This is a genomic window from Enterococcus casseliflavus (assembly GCF_029215545.1).
Lineage (GTDB): Bacteria > Bacillota > Bacilli > Lactobacillales > Enterococcaceae > Enterococcus_D > Enterococcus_D casseliflavus.
In genome coordinates, this window is sequence record NZ_CP119393.1 from 1,095,001 (window position 1) to 1,110,434 (window position 15,434).

Annotated in this window: 13 protein-coding genes and 4 tRNA genes (1 of these 17 running past the window's edge); 15 read left to right on the forward strand and 2 right to left on the reverse strand. The window is 42.8% G+C overall.

Annotated features, from left to right (window positions below; translation table 11 throughout):
* The 5 genes from P0G38_RS05350 to P0G38_RS05370 all read left to right on the forward strand — a co-directional run.
* Positions 1 to 38 (forward strand) — tRNA-His (locus P0G38_RS05350) (it extends 35 nt beyond the left edge of the window).
* A gap of 10 nt (positions 39 to 48) precedes the next feature.
* Positions 49 to 120: transfer RNA gene (locus P0G38_RS05355), tRNA-Gln, on the forward strand.
* A gap of 41 nt (positions 121 to 161) precedes the next feature.
* A tRNA-Cys gene (locus P0G38_RS05360) sits at positions 162 to 232 on the forward strand.
* A gap of 27 nt (positions 233 to 259) precedes the next feature.
* Positions 260 to 344: transfer RNA gene (locus tag P0G38_RS05365), tRNA-Leu, on the forward strand.
* A 186-nt stretch (positions 345 to 530) separates the two neighbouring features.
* Complete coding sequence (locus P0G38_RS05370) at positions 531 to 983, forward strand: HIT family protein (RefSeq protein WP_015510095.1); 453 nt, start codon at positions 531 to 533, stop codon at positions 981 to 983.
* Positions 984 to 1,067: 84 nt separating this feature from the next.
* Here P0G38_RS05370 and P0G38_RS05375 read toward each other — a convergent pair whose 3' ends face one another.
* The gene (locus P0G38_RS05375; RefSeq protein ID WP_275854274.1) at positions 1,068 to 3,065 is read right to left on the reverse strand and encodes a beta-galactosidase; all 1,998 of its coding nucleotides are present in this window, start codon (positions 3,063 to 3,065) and stop codon (positions 1,068 to 1,070) included.
* A 432-nt stretch (positions 3,066 to 3,497) separates the two neighbouring features.
* Here P0G38_RS05375 and arcA point away from each other — a divergent pair, with 432 nt between their 5' ends.
* Complete coding sequence (arcA, locus tag P0G38_RS05380) at positions 3,498 to 4,715, forward strand: arginine deiminase (protein WP_010749205.1); 1,218 nt, start codon at positions 3,498 to 3,500, stop codon at positions 4,713 to 4,715.
* Positions 4,716 to 4,906: 191 nt separating this feature from the next.
* On the opposite strand, the gene P0G38_RS05385 is transcribed toward arcA, so the two are convergent.
* Positions 4,907 to 6,457, reverse strand: coding sequence for an IS1182 family transposase (locus P0G38_RS05385; protein ID WP_275854278.1), 1,551 nt, complete (start codon positions 6,455 to 6,457; stop codon positions 4,907 to 4,909).
* A gap of 416 nt (positions 6,458 to 6,873) precedes the next feature.
* On the opposite strand from P0G38_RS05385, the gene P0G38_RS05390 reads away from it, so the two are divergent.
* The 9 genes from P0G38_RS05390 to P0G38_RS05430 are packed head-to-tail and all read left to right on the forward strand — an operon-like array spanning position 6,874 to position 15,403.
* Positions 6,874 to 7,185 (forward strand): hypothetical protein, encoded by a 312-nt coding sequence (locus P0G38_RS05390; protein WP_015510092.1) that lies wholly within the window; start codon positions 6,874 to 6,876, stop codon positions 7,183 to 7,185.
* Positions 7,186 to 9,177, forward strand: coding sequence for a V-type ATP synthase subunit I (locus P0G38_RS05395; protein ID WP_275854282.1), 1,992 nt, complete (start codon positions 7,186 to 7,188; stop codon positions 9,175 to 9,177).
* Positions 9,161 to 9,634, forward strand: coding sequence for a V-type ATP synthase subunit K (locus tag P0G38_RS05400; protein WP_005229236.1), 474 nt, complete (start codon positions 9,161 to 9,163; stop codon positions 9,632 to 9,634). The genes P0G38_RS05395 and P0G38_RS05400 overlap by 17 nt, the downstream gene beginning before the upstream one ends.
* A 16-nt stretch (positions 9,635 to 9,650) precedes the next feature.
* Positions 9,651 to 10,241, forward strand: a complete 591-nt coding sequence (locus P0G38_RS05405; RefSeq protein WP_275854286.1) for a V-type ATP synthase subunit E — start codon at positions 9,651 to 9,653, stop codon at positions 10,239 to 10,241.
* Positions 10,242 to 10,255: 14 nt separating this feature from the next.
* Positions 10,256 to 11,257, forward strand: coding sequence for a V-type ATP synthase subunit C (locus P0G38_RS05410; RefSeq protein ID WP_005229238.1), 1,002 nt, complete (start codon positions 10,256 to 10,258; stop codon positions 11,255 to 11,257).
* The gene (locus P0G38_RS05415; protein ID WP_016613063.1) at positions 11,250 to 11,564 is read left to right on the forward strand and encodes a V-type ATP synthase subunit F; all 315 of its coding nucleotides are present in this window, start codon (positions 11,250 to 11,252) and stop codon (positions 11,562 to 11,564) included. The genes P0G38_RS05410 and P0G38_RS05415 overlap by 8 nt, the downstream gene beginning before the upstream one ends.
* Positions 11,565 to 11,595: 31 nt before the next feature.
* Entirely contained in the window at positions 11,596 to 13,371 is a 1,776-nt protein-coding gene (locus P0G38_RS05420; RefSeq protein WP_275854290.1) for a V-type ATP synthase subunit A, read from the forward strand.
* A complete protein-coding gene (locus P0G38_RS05425; protein WP_005237151.1) occupies positions 13,371 to 14,759 on the forward strand; it encodes a V-type ATP synthase subunit B in 1,389 nt (462 codons plus the stop codon). Before P0G38_RS05420 ends, P0G38_RS05425 begins: the two co-directional genes overlap by 1 nt.
* Positions 14,759 to 15,403, forward strand: coding sequence for a V-type ATP synthase subunit D (locus tag P0G38_RS05430; RefSeq protein ID WP_005229243.1), 645 nt, complete (start codon positions 14,759 to 14,761; stop codon positions 15,401 to 15,403). The genes P0G38_RS05425 and P0G38_RS05430 overlap by 1 nt, the downstream gene beginning before the upstream one ends.
* Positions 15,404 to 15,434: the final 31 nt, after the last annotated feature.

Here is a 15,434-nt window from a genome sequence, read left to right on the forward strand (position 1 = left end):
GGCTCCGGCATTCGTGGGTTCGATTCCCATCATTCGCCCTTTCATTTTTGGGGTATAGCCAAGCGGTAAGGCAACGGACTTTGACTCCGTCATGCGTTGGTTCGAATCCAGCTACCCCAGTACAATCTTCACTTGATTGTAGATTGCAACAATAGTATAATGGCGGTATAGCCAAGTGGTAAGGCAGAGGTCTGCAAAACCTTCATCACCGGTTCAAATCCGGTTACCGCCTTAGTACTAAATACTAACCTTTCAACATGCCGGCGTGGCGGAATTGGCAGACGCGCTGGACTCAAAATCCAGTGCCCGTTGAGGGCGTGCCGGTTCGACCCCGGCCGCCGGTATCATTGATGTATCAGTCTTTTATAAGATTGATACATTTTTTTGTTTATAAAAGTCTACAAATACGATTTTGAAGGACCACTCGTATAGCAAAGATTTTTTTGTTTTGTTACTATTGAAAGCCTTTCTTTAATCTTGTATAGTTTTTACATGAATAGCTGCAAGGAACAGGAAAGAGGGGGATCAAATTGAAATGGTATGAGAATAGAATCAAATCAGCGATAGATGGGACAAATCCAATGGTGATCAAAGAATTGTCTGGCAGTTTTGCTGTTTATGGCGATGTCCAATTTCTTCCCGGATATTGTGTATTATTACCTAAAAGAGAGGTGGCTTCTTTAAATGATCTAGATTTAAGCGAGCGACAGATTTTCTTAACTGATATGACTCTTTTAGGAGATGCTATAATACAAGCTTGTTCTCCATTGAGAATCAATTATGAACTATTGGGAAATACCGATAACTTTCTTCATGCACATTTGTTTCCCCGTTATGAATGGGAAACCGACGAAGCGAAAAAAATGCCTGTTTGGTTGTACGACAAATCCCATTGGACTAATCCAGAGTATCACTATTCAGAAAAAAGAGATGGAGAGCGAAGACAAAAGATAGCCTCTTATTTAGAAAATGCCTATCGCTAGTCTAAAGAATCTCCCTGAATCTAGTAACGTCTATAAAAGAACCTCCATGAAGCGATCGCTTCATGGAGGTTCTTTTTCCTTAGATCAATCAACATACTTAAGAACTGCGACTTCTTTTGGTTTCAGAACTACCAACTGTCTGGTTTCTTTGGTTAGAAGGTCTGCTCCAGGGGCTTTCAGCTTCACTTTGGTTGTCTGCTCCGTATGGTTTAAGAGAAAGACGAGTGTATAGCCAGCACCTTTGCGACAGGTAACGGAGACTTCAGTAGGAGCAGCCAAGAAGTGCTGGGCATGAGTCGCTAATTTATGATTTTCCAGAATGGTCGCTAAAAATGTAGTTAGCCCTTCAAGAGACAATTCTGTTCCCACGTAATACGCATACCCATCGTCGATCTGATTCATAGTAATGGCTGGCTTATCGGACAAATAACCGGATTGGAAGGTTGCCAAAGCTTTCGCACCATTTAGATGAATGACTTCCTCCCATAGAGAATTGTCGTACCGACGACCTTGGAAGTCAATTTGGTGATGGATAGCTGATTTCATTGGGTAAAACTCTTCTACAATGATCCCTAAGGTGTCCCTAAACAGTCCTGGATAGCCCCCAAGATAGACTTGGTCATATTCATTGACGATCCCACTAAAGAAATTCGTCAAGAAGATGCCACCTTGTCGCACGTAATCATTGATTTTCTTACCGAAGGCTTCTGGTGCTGAATAGAGATTTGGGGCGATCACTAAAGGATAGCCGTCTAGGGATTCGGAAGGATGGACAAAGTCTACGCTCAGATTTAACGCCCTTAGCGCGCCATACAGGCTGCGTAACTGATGAATGTACTTTAAGGTGCTTGGTTTGGCATCCAATTCCAGCGCCCACCAATTTTCCCAGTCAAAGACAACCGCGACATCAGCCAAGAAGCGCGTCCCAACAATTTCCGACAGTTGCGAAAATTCGTTACCTAGTTGCGCACATTCACGAAAGATACGGCTTGAATGAGGATCTCCGTGAGGCACCATCGCACTATGAAATTTTTCCGCACCGCCACGAGACTGCCGCCATTGGAAGAACATGATGCCATCAGCGCCATGAGCGAGCGCTTCATAACTCCAAAGACGCAGCTGGTTGGGTGTCTTGGCACCATTGATTTGCCGCCAATTAACGGCGCTGGTGGCTTGTTCCATGATCAAAAAAGGTTTTTTCTTTAAACTACGAGTTAGATCGTTAGCAAGAAATTGCGGGTAAGGGATCTTTTCAAAGGGATTCGGGTACGAATTCCAGCTGACTACATCCATTTCGGGTGCCCATTTAAACCCATCCACGTATTTGTGCAAGCCCATCAGATTGGTCATGTAAGGGATGCCTTGTGAATATTTTGCGATCGCCGCCTTTTCGAGTTGATAGAGCTCCAGATTCATGTCGGAAAGAAAACGGCGATAGTCTAACTGCTGCGCAGGATTTTTGAAGGTCGGCATCGCTTCAGGTAGAAAAATTTCCTCCCAGCTGCCATAGGATTGACTCCAAAACTTGGTTGACCACGCATCATTCAATCCAGCGATGGTCTGATATTTCTCTGCTAACCATGTCTGAAATCTTTTCCGACAATGATCGCAATAACACTCGTGGATGTGACAGGTATATTCGTTATTGATATGCCACATGACTAGCCCTGGATGATTGGCATAACGGTTTGCGACTGCTTCCGACAAATCGGTGGCATATTGACGATAGATAGGGGAAGTCGGACAGTAGTGCTGGCGCGCCCCATGAACCAGTCGATTGCCATGAATGGTCACAGGCAGCATCTCAGGATGTTTTTGAACAAGCCAAGCGGGAGGCGAAGCCGTTCCGTTGGCTAGGTCGATCATGATATTGTTTTCATATAAAAGATCCATCAACCAGTCCAGAAAATCAAAATCATAGGTGGATTCATCTGGCTGCAGATTGACCCAGCCAAAAATATTGATACTTACATAGTTCACACCTGCTTCTTTCATTAAGCGCATATCTTCAAGAATGACTTCTTTAGACCATTGTTCAGGATTGTAGTCGGCACCATAGTAAAGTTGACGTTGCGTTTTCATCAAATCGCTCCTTTATAGACGTTTCTTTAGCATTAAGATACTTGAATCATAGCAAATATTTATCTGTTTGATAGCGGTATCATTTGAAAATCATGAAATGATCCAAAAAAACAAAAATAATTCAATCTGGTTTCGCAGCTAGGACTATCTTCCATCAGTTCTTTTGCCTTGCTGTTTTTTTAACAAAAATATACAATTGAAAAAGGCGGTAAATTAAAGTATCTAGAATTTACATTCTTAGAAAGTTGTTTTTTTATCGGAGGTTTCTTTTTGCTGAAATGCATGTTTATAACTATAGGATCCAAAAAAACTTTGAATTACGAGTAGAAAAAACACGATGAGTCAGAGAAATGAATAATTATGTGATGAGGAATCAAAAAAATGAATGACATAAGTTATTCAACAAAATTGCCAAGAAGGAGAGACAAGTTCATGAACCAGCCAATACAGATTTTTTCTGAGATTGCCCCTTTAAAACGGGTGCTGCTGCATCGTCCAGGCGCAGAATTAGAAAACTTGATGCCGGATTATCTTGATCGATTGTTGTTTGATGATATTCCTTTTTTAACCCAAGCGCAAAAAGAACATGATTTTTTTGCGGATACGTTAAGAAGCAAAGGGGTGGAAGTCCTTTATTTGGAGGATCTAGCTGCTGAAACATTGACAACAACTGGTGCCAAAGAGGCCTTTTTAGAAGACTATTTAAATGAAACAACGATCCTTGATGAAGAGATTCGCAACGAAGTGCGCAACTTTTTCCTGTCGATTAAAGACAATCGCGCCTTTATCGATCATACGATGGCGGGCTTGAAAAAAAGTGAGGTAGAAATTTCAAAAGCCAGTAACTTAACGGCAATCGTTGAAACAGAATATCCTTTCTTGATCGATCCAATGCCAAACCTATATTTCACGCGAGATCCGTTTGCGACGATTGGTCACAGTGTTTCCTTGAATCGAATGTATTCTGCAACGAGAAGACGGGAAACCCTCTACGGAAAACAAATTTTTACGCACCATCCGATGTTTGCCCGCAATGAGACGAACTTTTTGTATCATCGGGACGAAACGACGCGGATGGAAGGCGGCGATCAGCTGATTTTATCTGATAAAATCGTGGCGATCGGGATCTCTCAACGAACAGAAGTTGCCTCAATTGAAAAAATTGCCGAAACGATTTTTGCCACAGAACCGAGTTTCGAACATATCTTGGCATTTAATATCGGCGAAGAACGAAAATTTATGCATTTAGATACGGTCTTCACGATGGTGGATCATGATAAGTTCACGATCCATCCAGAAATCGAGGGAGAACTTTCGCTGTATTCAATCACTAAACACAAGGACGGCGTGCGAGTATATGAGGAAAAAGATACGTTGGAAAACATTCTTTGCCGTTATTTAGATTTGCCTGAAGTCCACTTGATCCGCTGTGGTGGCGACGATTTAGCAGCGGCAGCTAGAGAGCAATGGAATGATGGGTCTAATACCTTGGCGATTGCACCTGGAGAAGTCGTGGTCTATGACCGCAACACCATTACCAATGGGCTGTTAAAAGAGGCAGGAGTCATTTTGAATGAAATCTCGGGCAGCGAATTGGTTCGCGGACGCGGGGGCCCCCGCTGTATGAGTATGCCGTTTATACGTGAGTAGGTCGATGCTTTGTTATTTTAAATACTTGTCTTTTCTTTAGAAGCATTTAAGTTAAGAAAAAGACGAGAAAAAACTAAAAGAAAGGGGGCGTGACATAAGTTAACTAGTTACGCTCTCCAAAATATAAGGAGCACTCGAAAATCATGTGATTTTTCGAGTGCTCCTTGTTTTTTTTATTCATTTTGGGTAGTTCAAGTACCTATTTTTGTCAATTTCATCATATTGATTGCCGTAATGAGTAAACCCGTCTGTTTTCTGACTTTTTCTAAGCCCCGAACCGTGTATTGAGTGAAACCCAAACAAGCCTTCATAAATCCGAAGACTGTTTCCACGTCGATCTTTCTCCGACCATATATTTTTTGAATTTCAGGCGTTGATAAGCGCTCTTTTTGTTTTTCTTTATGGTATTCCCAAGACGGATTTACAGTGATCTTTCTGCGATTCCCCTTTGGGGTTAAGGCTTCAGGAATGAGCGCTTGGTTCGCATCCGTTTTTTCTGCTTGGTATTCTTTAAAATCTCGGACAAAGCCATCCGCATCTGTTCGTTGACGGTAAGCATGAAAATTGAATCGTACCCCTTTGGGGTCGATGTAAAAGTCCTCCTTAGGCTCATAATCCCAATTCATTACTTTCCGATCATCTGTCTGCCATTTCTTGCTTTGTTCTTTAAACATCGTTCCATAAGGAATCAGTGCAGTATGCTGGGGAAGTTCATCTTCTATATAGCGGTAATTGCTTTCTGAACCATAGCCTGCATCGGCGACCAAATAATGAGGGGACTTTTGTGCAATCTTCATCTTTTCCAGTAATGGTTTCAGCGTCTTAGTGTCTGTTGGGTTTTGAAAGACATCGTAGCCGAGTACAAATTGATTACAAGTAGCGATCTGCAGGTTATACGCAGGCTTAAGTTGGCCATTTTTCATAGGGTCTTCTTTTACGCGCATGAATGTCGCATCATGATCAGTTTTTGAATAACTGTTTCTTGTCCCATAAGTAGAAAACTGCGTTTGATGTTCCAGAAGTTTTTCTCGTTTTGTATTTAATTTGCGTACTTGGCTTTTCAACGTTCGCCGTTGTTGTTTCGCTGGATTTGGCGAAAGACGTTTCGTTGCCTCAACTTCTTTTTCTAGTTCTTCCAGACGTAGTTCCATCCGTGTTAACAGTTCATCTATCATGTATACTGTCAAGGTCGTCCCTTCGGGAATCTGTTTCAGGGCATACGCTTCTCTTAGTTCCGTCATCATAGTAAGCAGTTTTTCGCGATTCATTTGATCGAATCGGATCGTGTTTTTCTTCCAGACAAAGCTGTACTTATTCGCATCTGCCAAGATTTTTGTACCGTCAATAAACAACGCATCATCAATCAGATTCCGTGCACGCAGATACTCTGTCAACTGATCTAAGCCTTTATTGGTCAACTCCTGCACATCGTTAGATACACAAAAACGGGCGATCGTTCGATAAGTTGGAACCCGTTCTTGCGTCAACCAGCGAGCATATAGGTTTTCTTCAGCTAAGCGTTCAATCTTGCGACTTGTAAAGGTTTCTCGCGTATACGCAAAAAGAACCAACTTCAACATGGCACCTAAATCATATTCTCTTGGTCGACCAAAAAGATAGGGGTCATTAATCTGAAGCGCTTCGACCAGTTCATGGATAAAAACGGCGACATGATTTTCTTTTGGAAAAAATGAAGTAGATAGATCCAAAGTGAGTTGATTCATGTTATAATTAGTATACATTTTGTTTAGTCCTTTCAGGATTAAATGATGGGGCATTGGCGGCAACCGGTGCTCCTTTTTATTTTACCCAAAAAACCGCAAGAAATGAACGATTTCTCGTCATTTCTTGCGGTTTTCTTCTATGGACTTATGTCACAGTCCCCTTTCTTTTTTGTCATCATTTAACCCCCAATAAAATGAAAAGGATTTCTTTTTGTGAAAATGTGTAATTTTTGTGACTTTTATATGTAAAGACTATAAAAAAACGCTAGGAACCTTGTTCTATCGCAAAATTTATGTTACGGTTATATTAGAAAACGGAAATAGGTGAAGGTATTTGCCACTTATTGATTTTTGACACCCTACGATCAGCGAATGCCATATGCTTGATTTGTAGTGGTTTTTTTTGCGGAAAAAAAGTGAAAGCAGGTGAGAAAATGACAGTAGATGCCATTCGATTATTACAAGAAGCAGAGCAATTTGCAGAAAATAAAAATAAAGAAGCAGAAGCAGAAAAAAAACAATTGGCACAAGCAAGAGAAGAACGGTTGAAGGCGTTTAAAAAAGAGTTGGCAGAAAAAGAAGCCCAACAAAAAGAAGCAATCAACCAAAAAATCGCAGCTGAGTTGGTACAGTCTAAGGAACCACTCTTGGCTAAGACCCAAGCAGAAGTGGAAACACTGCGAACGATCCCTAATGAATTGAAAGAAGAAGCATTAGCAATAATAATAAATAAGGTTGTGACATAAATGGCAATTGCAAAAATGCAAAAGTTCAGTCTGTTGACCTTTTACGATCAGAAAGAAGCTGTTTTAGAGCAGCTGCAAGACTTTCAAGGCGTAGAACTGCTTTCTTCGGAAAAATATTATGATTCTGAAGAAACGACGGGTGTTTTGACACCGGTTCGCGAGGAACAGTCTGAAGAAGAAATGGAGAACCAGTTTGGTCAAGTCAACTGGAGCTTAAATTTTTTAGAAGAATATGTACCCAAAAAAGGAATGCTGGCACAACTGCGGCAACCAATCAAAAAATATACCCTTCAAGAATTAGCTGAAACAGCCCACACCTATCCTTGGCAAGAATTATGCCAAACCCTTCGTAAACAAGACAAACGTCTTCGCTTGATTGATCAAGAAAAACGCGATGTATTAGCACAAGAAGCAGAACTGTCGATCTGGAAGTATTTCAAAGAACGACCAGCTGTTTTAAAAGAATTAAAAAAATCAGGTGGCTTGTTAGGATCGATTCCTACTTCTGAAATGGCTGACTTTACGACCAACAGTGAAAAGCTGCCGCTTGTCTATGTCGAAACCATTTATCAATCACAAACGACAACTTACTTATTGGTACTTTTCCATAAAGATGTAAAAGAAAAAGTAACTACTCTTCTAAAGAAAGCAGCCTTCGAGCAATACATCTACCCTTATGAGGGGATTCCAGAAGAAGATCTGCAAACGATGAAAGAAAAATCCCAACGTCTAATTGATGAAGAAAAAGAAATCAAAGCTTCTCTTGGTGCGATGACAAAAGAGCAAGAAACCTTGCGGATCGTTGCCGAGTATTTAGATGGAACGATCACCCGCTTAAAAAGCAGTAAAATGCTTTTGCGTTCGACTCATGCGGTATCAATTTCTGGCTGGGTTCCTGTTGATGGGGCGGCCGAATTAGAAAAACGTATCAAAAAAGGGACCACGGATAACTATTACCTCGAATACCAAGAAGTGACGGAAAAAGAGCTGGCTGATGTGCCGATTTTATTAGAAAACGCACGTTGGATCAAACCTTTTGAAGGACTTGTTCGGATGTACAGCTTGCCGCAATATGACGAGTTAGATCCGACACCATTTATGGCGCCTTTTTACATGGTGGCATTCGGGATGATGGTTGCCGATTTTGGCTATGGGTTGCTCTTGTTTCTGGCGACATTCCTGGGGAAAAAGCTGTTCCACCTCAGCAAAGGGCTGGAACAAAATTTGACCCTCTTTCAGTTGTGCTCGATCCCTACGATTATTTGGGGCTTGATCTATGGCAACTTCTTTGGATTTGAATTCTCATTCCAACTGTTGTCTGCCCAGGATGATGTCAATCAGATCTTAGTCTTATCCGTGATCTTTGGGTACATTCAGATCATGTTTGGATTGGCGCTGAAATTCTATATTTTATGGAAGAAAAAAGATCAGAAACTGGCTGCGATGTTCCAAGCCGGTTCGTGGATCGTCTTTTTGATCAGTGTCGTTTTTGTCGCCGCAGGAATGCTGCTTTTCCCTGACACCCCGTTACAAACGATTGGGATCGTAATGATCGCTGCCAGTCTTTTAGCAGTGGCAATCGGAGGCAGTTTAGAAGGAAAAACGTTGGCAGGAAAAATCGGTTCTGGATTGTACGGATTGATGGATGTGACCAATTATGTTGGTGACTTGATCAGTTACACCCGTCTGATGGCGTTAGGGGTGGCCGGCGGAAGTATCGCCTCAGCCTTCAACTTGATCATTAGCTACTTGCCGCCAGCAGCCCGGTTTACCGTCGGTATCTTATTATTTGTGGCGCTACATGGCCTGAATATTTTCTTAAGTTACCTTAGTGCGTATGTTCATGGTATTCGCTTGCAGTATTTGGAGTATTTTGGAAAATTCTTTACGGGGGGCGGACGTGCCTTTGACCCGTTCAAATCAAATGAAAATTATGTAGAGATCATCTCAGAAGAAAAGTTACAGGAGGATAATAATGGAAAATTGGATTAGTTTCTTTTACGAAAATGGTGGAATTGTTTTTGCAGCTTTAGGTGTAGCGACCGCAACGATTTGTGGTGGTATCGGATCAACGATCGGTGTTGGGATGACCAGTGAAGCAGCATCAGGCTTGATCTCAGAGCAGCCAGAGAAATTCGGGCAAGCGTTGATTTTGGAATTGCTTTCTAGTACCCAGGGGCTATACGGCTTTGTAATCTCCTTTATGATTTTTGGTCAGATCAGTGGTTCGATCTCATTCGATCGCGGGTTGTATTTGTTTATCGCTTCATTACCGATCGCGTTAACAGCAATTATCGCCGGTAAATGGCAAGGACGTGCCGCAAGTGCTGCGATGCAGATTTTAGCAAAAAAACCAGAACATGTGACCAAAGGAATTATCTTGGTAGCGATGATGGAAACGTATTGTATTTTAGGGTTCGTTATTTCCTTCTTGCTTGTCTTGAATTAAGAGGAGGGAAAAGTGAATGTCTGATATTACACGTTTAACTGACAAAATAACCGCTGATGCGGAAAAGAAATACCAGCTTCAAATCAAAGAAGCACAAAAAGAAAGTGAAAACCAAGAAAATTTAAAACGAGCACAGTTAGAAAAAGAGCTTAATGAACGGTTAGCTTTTTATGAAAAAGAAAAACGTGCTGCGATGTATTTGGAAATCTCAGATGTGCATATCCAATCAAGAAACAAGGTCTTGGCAGCAAAGCAGTCCGTCTTAGATGAGCTGTTTTCTGAGGCTCTGACCCGTTTGAACACGATGGATCAGGCAGCATTTTATACGTTTATCGCGAAAGGCTTGGCGAATGCACGGTTAACTGGTGAGGTCGAGTTGCTTTTAGGCGAGAAGTCCCGTCATTTCGTTGATGAGGAATTCCTTACTAAGTTGCAAGCATCGGTCCCAGAAGTTCAGCTGAAACTGGTAAATAAAACGATCCCTCGCAAGGGTGGCTTTTTGTTGCGACAAGAAGCATTTGAGTTGAATTTTACCTTTGATGCGCTACTAGAAGCCAACAAAGAAGAGTTAAGCAATACGTTACTGCAATTGATTTTTGAACAGTAAGCAGGTGCAAACAGATGAATGACATCAAATATAATACGTTGAATACGAGAATTCGGACGTATGAATCGCAATTATTCGATCGTAGTCGCTATGAGCGAATGCTCTCAGCTGCCAGCGCAGAGGAAATCTATGGGATGCTGCAAGAAACGGTTTATGGTGACTTCATCAATGAAGATGATCGTGTACACGATTTTGAACAAGTCCTGATGGCTGAGTTGAAACGGGTATACGAAACGATGTATCAGTTGACACCAGAAAAAGCGATCGTTGATTTCTTTGCTTTGAAATATGACTATCAAAATCTGAAAGTTTTAGTAAAAGCGGCGTATATGCAAGAAGATTTTTCGGCGTATCTCGTCCCAATCGGCACCCAGCCACTTTCCGTCCTTAAAGATCTGGTCAAGACCAGAAAAAGTACTCAGGTCGCGCAAGAGATGGTTGCCTGTGTGGAAGAAGTCTTTTCTTATATTGAGAACTATCATGAAGTCCAGTCCATCGATATCATCTTTGACAACCATTATTGGGAGCAATTATGGACGATCGGTAAAGAATACCAAGACGAGTTGCTGCAAAGCTTGATTCGCCGTCAAATCGATATCTTCAATATTTCAACAACGTTGCGCAGTTACGCGATGAAACGCAAGCGCGGCTTTATCAGCGCAGTTTTAGCCGACCATGGGAATTTACCTGCAAGTGAGTTGTTAGCAGAAATCACGACTTCTCTTGAGGCGTTTGTGGGATACTTGCAAGGAACCCCTTATAAAGAGCTGATCAATCATAGTTATGAAGAATTGGTAGAAAAGAAGACCTTGAATACCTTTGATATACGTAAAGACAATTTTCTAATGGCGAAGCTCAAAGAACAAAAAATCGTGCCTTTTGGGCCGTCAGCATTGGCAGGGTATCTGTATGCCAAGGAAATTGAAAGCAAGAATTTGCGTATTCTCTTGATTGGTAAAATCAATAAGGTGCCAGAAGAGATTTTAAGAAGTCGGGTGCGTGATAGTTATGCATAAAAAAATAGCAATGATGGGTGGTAAGAACTCGATCTTGCCTTTCAAAGGGCTGGGGATCGATATCTTTCCAGTCAGCGATTTGGATGAAGCCGCCCAACAATTAGAAGAGATAGCTGAAGCGTATGGTGTGATCTTTTTGACCGAGCGGTTGATCGAACAATTAGAACCGATCGTTCGTCGTTACGAAGAAGTACCGACACCAGCGATCATTCCGATTCCAAGTAGTACGGGTAGTTTAGGGATCGGCATGGCACGCATTCAGCAAAATGTGGAAAAAGCGGTAGGAATGAATATATTAGATTCATAACAGACAAGTCAGCCAGCTAGGAGGAATAAATGTGGCATTTGGCACAATTGAAAAAGTATCGGGACCACTGGTCACCGCCTCAGGATTAAGTGGCGCAAAAATCCACGAAATCTGCAAAGTCAGTGACAAGGGCCTTATCGGTGAGATCATTGAGATCAAAAAAGGGCTGGTTTCGATCCAAGTATACGAAGAAACAGCGGGGATCGGACCAGGCGAGCCCGTAGAAACGACAGGCGCACCATTGTCTGTCGAACTAGCACCAGGTTTGTTGACTCAGATGTTTGATGGGATCCAACGACCATTAGATACATTTATGTCGCAAACAGAGAGTGATTTTTTGGAGCGGGGGGTCACCATCGATCCACTGAATCGCCAAAAGAAATGGACCTTCGTCCCACAAGTACAAGTCGGCGATACTGTACAAGCCGGTGATATTTTAGGTTCAGTACAAGAAACTTCGGTGATCGAGCATAAGATCATGGTGCCACCAAACTATGAAGGAACCGTCAAAGAAATCATGGTGGGAAATTTTGCGATTACTGAAGTCATCTGTGTTCTAGAAACCATCGAGGGTGAAAAATCCTTGACAATGGTACAGAAATGGCCGGTTCGTCAACCGCGGCCAGTTACTGCTAAATTAAATCCAGGCGAACCGCTAGTCACTGGACAGCGAGTCATCGACACCTATTTTGCAGTGGCAAAAGGCGGCTCAGCTGCTGTTCCTGGACCTTTTGGTGCTGGAAAAACAGTCGTTCAGCATCAGATCGCTAAATGGTCAGATGTGGATATCGTGGTCTATGTCGGTTGCGGTGAGCGGGGCAACGAAATGCGGGATGTCATGAACGAATTTCCTGAGTTGATCGATCCGAATACCGGCAAGTCGATCATGGAACGAACGGTATTGATCGCCAATACGTCGAATATGCCAGTTGCTGCTCGGGAAGCCTCGATCTATACAGGAATCACGATCGCGGAATATTACCGTGACATGGGCTATAGTGTTGCCATCATGGCAGATTCAACTTCTCGTTGGGCAGAAGCGCTGCGAGAAATGAGTGGGCGCTTGCAAGAGATCCCAGGAGATGAAGGCTATCCGGCTTACCTTGGAAGTCGAATTGCGGAATACTATGAGCGAGCAGGGCGTTTCCATTCATTAGGCACGCAACCTCGGGAAGGAAGCATTACCGCAATTGGTGCGGTTTCACCTGCTGGAGGAGACATCTCAGAACCGGTCACTCAAAATACCTTGCGAATCGTGAAAGTCTTTTGGGCATTGGATAGTATGTTGGCGCAAAAGCGGCATTTTCCATCCATCAACTGGATGAATTCCTATTCCCTTTATGAGGATCAAATCAATTCTTATTTGGATCAATTATTAGGTGATCGCTGGTCGGAGCTAGTCAATGAATCCATGGCGATTCTCCAAGAGGAAAGCCGATTAGAAGAAATCGTTCAGCTGGTAGGGATGGACTCTCTTTCCCAGAAAGACCGCTTGACGATGATGACTGCTCGTTCTTTAAGACAAGACTACTTGCAGCAAAACGCCTTCGATGACGTTGATACGTACACTTCCCGCAACAAGCAGTTCAAAATGCTGGAAAACATTCTCTACTTTAATGAACAAGCACAGCGTGCATTGCAGCTAGGTGCTTACTTAGATGAGATCACCAAAGGAACGGTTGATCTGCGTGAGCGCATCGCCCGCAGCAAATACATTCCTGAAGAAGAATTGACTCGCTTGGATACGATCAAGCATGACATCAAAGAAATGTTACAACGAATCATTGAAACTGGAGGTGTTCATTGATGTTAAAAGAATATCGTACAGTTTCCGAAATTGCTGGCCCCTTAATGGTGGTCGAAAATGTTCGAGGCGTGAAATTCGACGAACTCGTTGAGGTCCGCATGGACACAGGCGAGATCCGTCAAGGACAAGTACTGGAAGTCAGTGATGACAATGCTGTTGTCCAAGTCTTCGAAGGTACCAGTAATTTGAGTGCAGAAGAAAGCAAAGCAAGGTTTCTAGGGACTGGTTTGACTCTAGGAGTTTCTCTAGATATGATGGGTCGGGTGTTTGACGGTTTAGGAAAACCAAAAGATAATGGCCCGAGAATCTTGCCAGAAAAACGCATCGATGTAAACGGTGAAGCCATCAATCCGATGGCACGAGACTTCCCAGATGAATTTATCCAAACGGGGATCTCAACCATCGATCATTTAAATACATTAGTTCGTGGACAAAAACTACCAATCTTTTCTGCGTCTGGTTTGCCGCATAAAGAGATCGCTGCTCAAATCGCACGACAAGCAACAGTACCTAGCCAAGAAGGCAATTTCGCGATCGTCTTCGCAGCAATTGGGATCCCTTTTGAAGAAGCTGAATTTTTCGTGGATGAATTCCGCAAAACCGGTGCGTTAGATCGTTCTGTTTTGTTTATGAACCTTGCCAATGATCCAGCAATCGAACGGATCGCAACCCCTAAGATGGCATTGACCGCAGCAGAATATTTGGCTTTTGAAAAAGGCATGCACGTTTTAGTGATCATGACCGATATGACGAACTATTGCGAGGCATTGCGAGAAATCTCCGCTGCCCGCCGAGAAGTTCCAGGACGTCGCGGCTATCCAGGGTATCTATACACCAATTTAGCGACGCTGTATGAGCGGGCAGGACGTTTGATGGGCAAAGAAGGATCGGTCACACAAATACCGATCTTAACGATGCCAGATGGCGATAAAACCCACCCGATCCCTGATTTGACCGGCTATATCACGGAAGGACAAATTATTTTGTCGCGGGACCTTTACAAGCGCAATATCAACCCGCCAGTGGATATTTTACCAAGTCTTTCACGGTTGAAGGACAAAGGAACGGGAGAAGGTAAGACCCGTGCCGATCATGCGGCAACGATGAATCAAATCTATGCCGCCTATTCCGATGGGAAAGCTGCCAAAGAGCTATCGATCGTTTTAGGGGAGTCTGCCTTATCTGATCTTGATAAAAAGTACGCGCGCTTTGCTGATCTTTTCGAAAAAGAGTACGTCAATCAAGGATTTGAAACCAATCGGACGATTGAAGAAACGTTAGATTTAGGCTGGAAGCTATTAGCTACCTTGCCAAAACAAGAGTTGAGCCGTATCAAAGAAGAATTTATCGACGCCTATTACCCAACGGACGAGGATGTGAGTTCTTAATGGCGATCTTAAATGTCAATCCGACGCGGATGGAACTAAGTCGTTTGAAAAAACGGCTGACGACGGCAACCCGTGGTCACAAATTATTGAAAGACAAGCAAGATGAGCTGGTGCGCCAGTTCATTCAGCTAGTAAAGAAAAATCAGGAACTTCGTAAAAAGATGGAGACCGCATTGCAAGCAGGAATGGAAGAGTATGTGCTAGCTTCTAGTAGTATTCCCGATGTCGTTTTGCAAGAAGCCTTTATGATCCCTTTGAATAAAGTGACCTTAGATGTGCAAAGCCGAACCATCATGAATATGGATGTGCCAGTGTTGAACCCTGTTTACGAAGAAGAAAGCTCGGATGATGATTTTTCCTACGGTTTTGTGAGTACCACCAGTGAGCTGGATCTCTCGTTGTCCCATCTGGATCAAATGCTGCCAGTGATGCTGCAGTTGGCCGAGATCGAGAAAACCTGTCAACTGATGGCCAATGAGATCGAACGGACGAGGCGAAGAGTCAATGCGTTAGAGTATATGACGATTCCCAAGCTGACAGAAACCATTCAATACATCGAAAGCAATCTGGCAGAAGACGAACGAGCAACATTGACTCGCTTGATGAAGGTAACGGACATCATTGCAGAAAACGAAGCGAAGTAAGGCTTTTGCAAGCAGTGTGATTACAGCAAAA

Coding starts and splice junctions, on each gene's coding strand:
- P0G38_RS05410 (WP_005229238.1), top strand. CDS start 10,256: ATGAATGACATCAAATATAATACGTTGAATACGAGAATTCGGACGTAT.
- arcA (WP_010749205.1), top strand. CDS start 3,498: ATGAACCAGCCAATACAGATTTTTTCTGAGATTGCCCCTTTAAAACGG.
- P0G38_RS05400 (WP_005229236.1), top strand. CDS start 9,161: ATGGAAAATTGGATTAGTTTCTTTTACGAAAATGGTGGAATTGTTTTT.
- P0G38_RS05405 (WP_275854286.1), top strand. CDS start 9,651: ATGTCTGATATTACACGTTTAACTGACAAAATAACCGCTGATGCGGAA.
- P0G38_RS05390 (WP_015510092.1), top strand. CDS start 6,874: ATGACAGTAGATGCCATTCGATTATTACAAGAAGCAGAGCAATTTGCA.
- P0G38_RS05375 (WP_275854274.1), bottom strand. CDS start 3,065: ATGAAAACGCAACGTCAACTTTACTATGGTGCCGACTACAATCCTGAA.
- P0G38_RS05395 (WP_275854282.1), top strand. CDS start 7,186: ATGGCAATTGCAAAAATGCAAAAGTTCAGTCTGTTGACCTTTTACGAT.
- P0G38_RS05415 (WP_016613063.1), top strand. CDS start 11,250: ATGCATAAAAAAATAGCAATGATGGGTGGTAAGAACTCGATCTTGCCT.
- P0G38_RS05430 (WP_005229243.1), top strand. CDS start 14,759: ATGGCGATCTTAAATGTCAATCCGACGCGGATGGAACTAAGTCGTTTG.
- P0G38_RS05425 (WP_005237151.1), top strand. CDS start 13,371: ATGTTAAAAGAATATCGTACAGTTTCCGAAATTGCTGGCCCCTTAATG.
- P0G38_RS05385 (WP_275854278.1), bottom strand. CDS start 6,457: ATGTATACTAATTATAACATGAATCAACTCACTTTGGATCTATCTACT.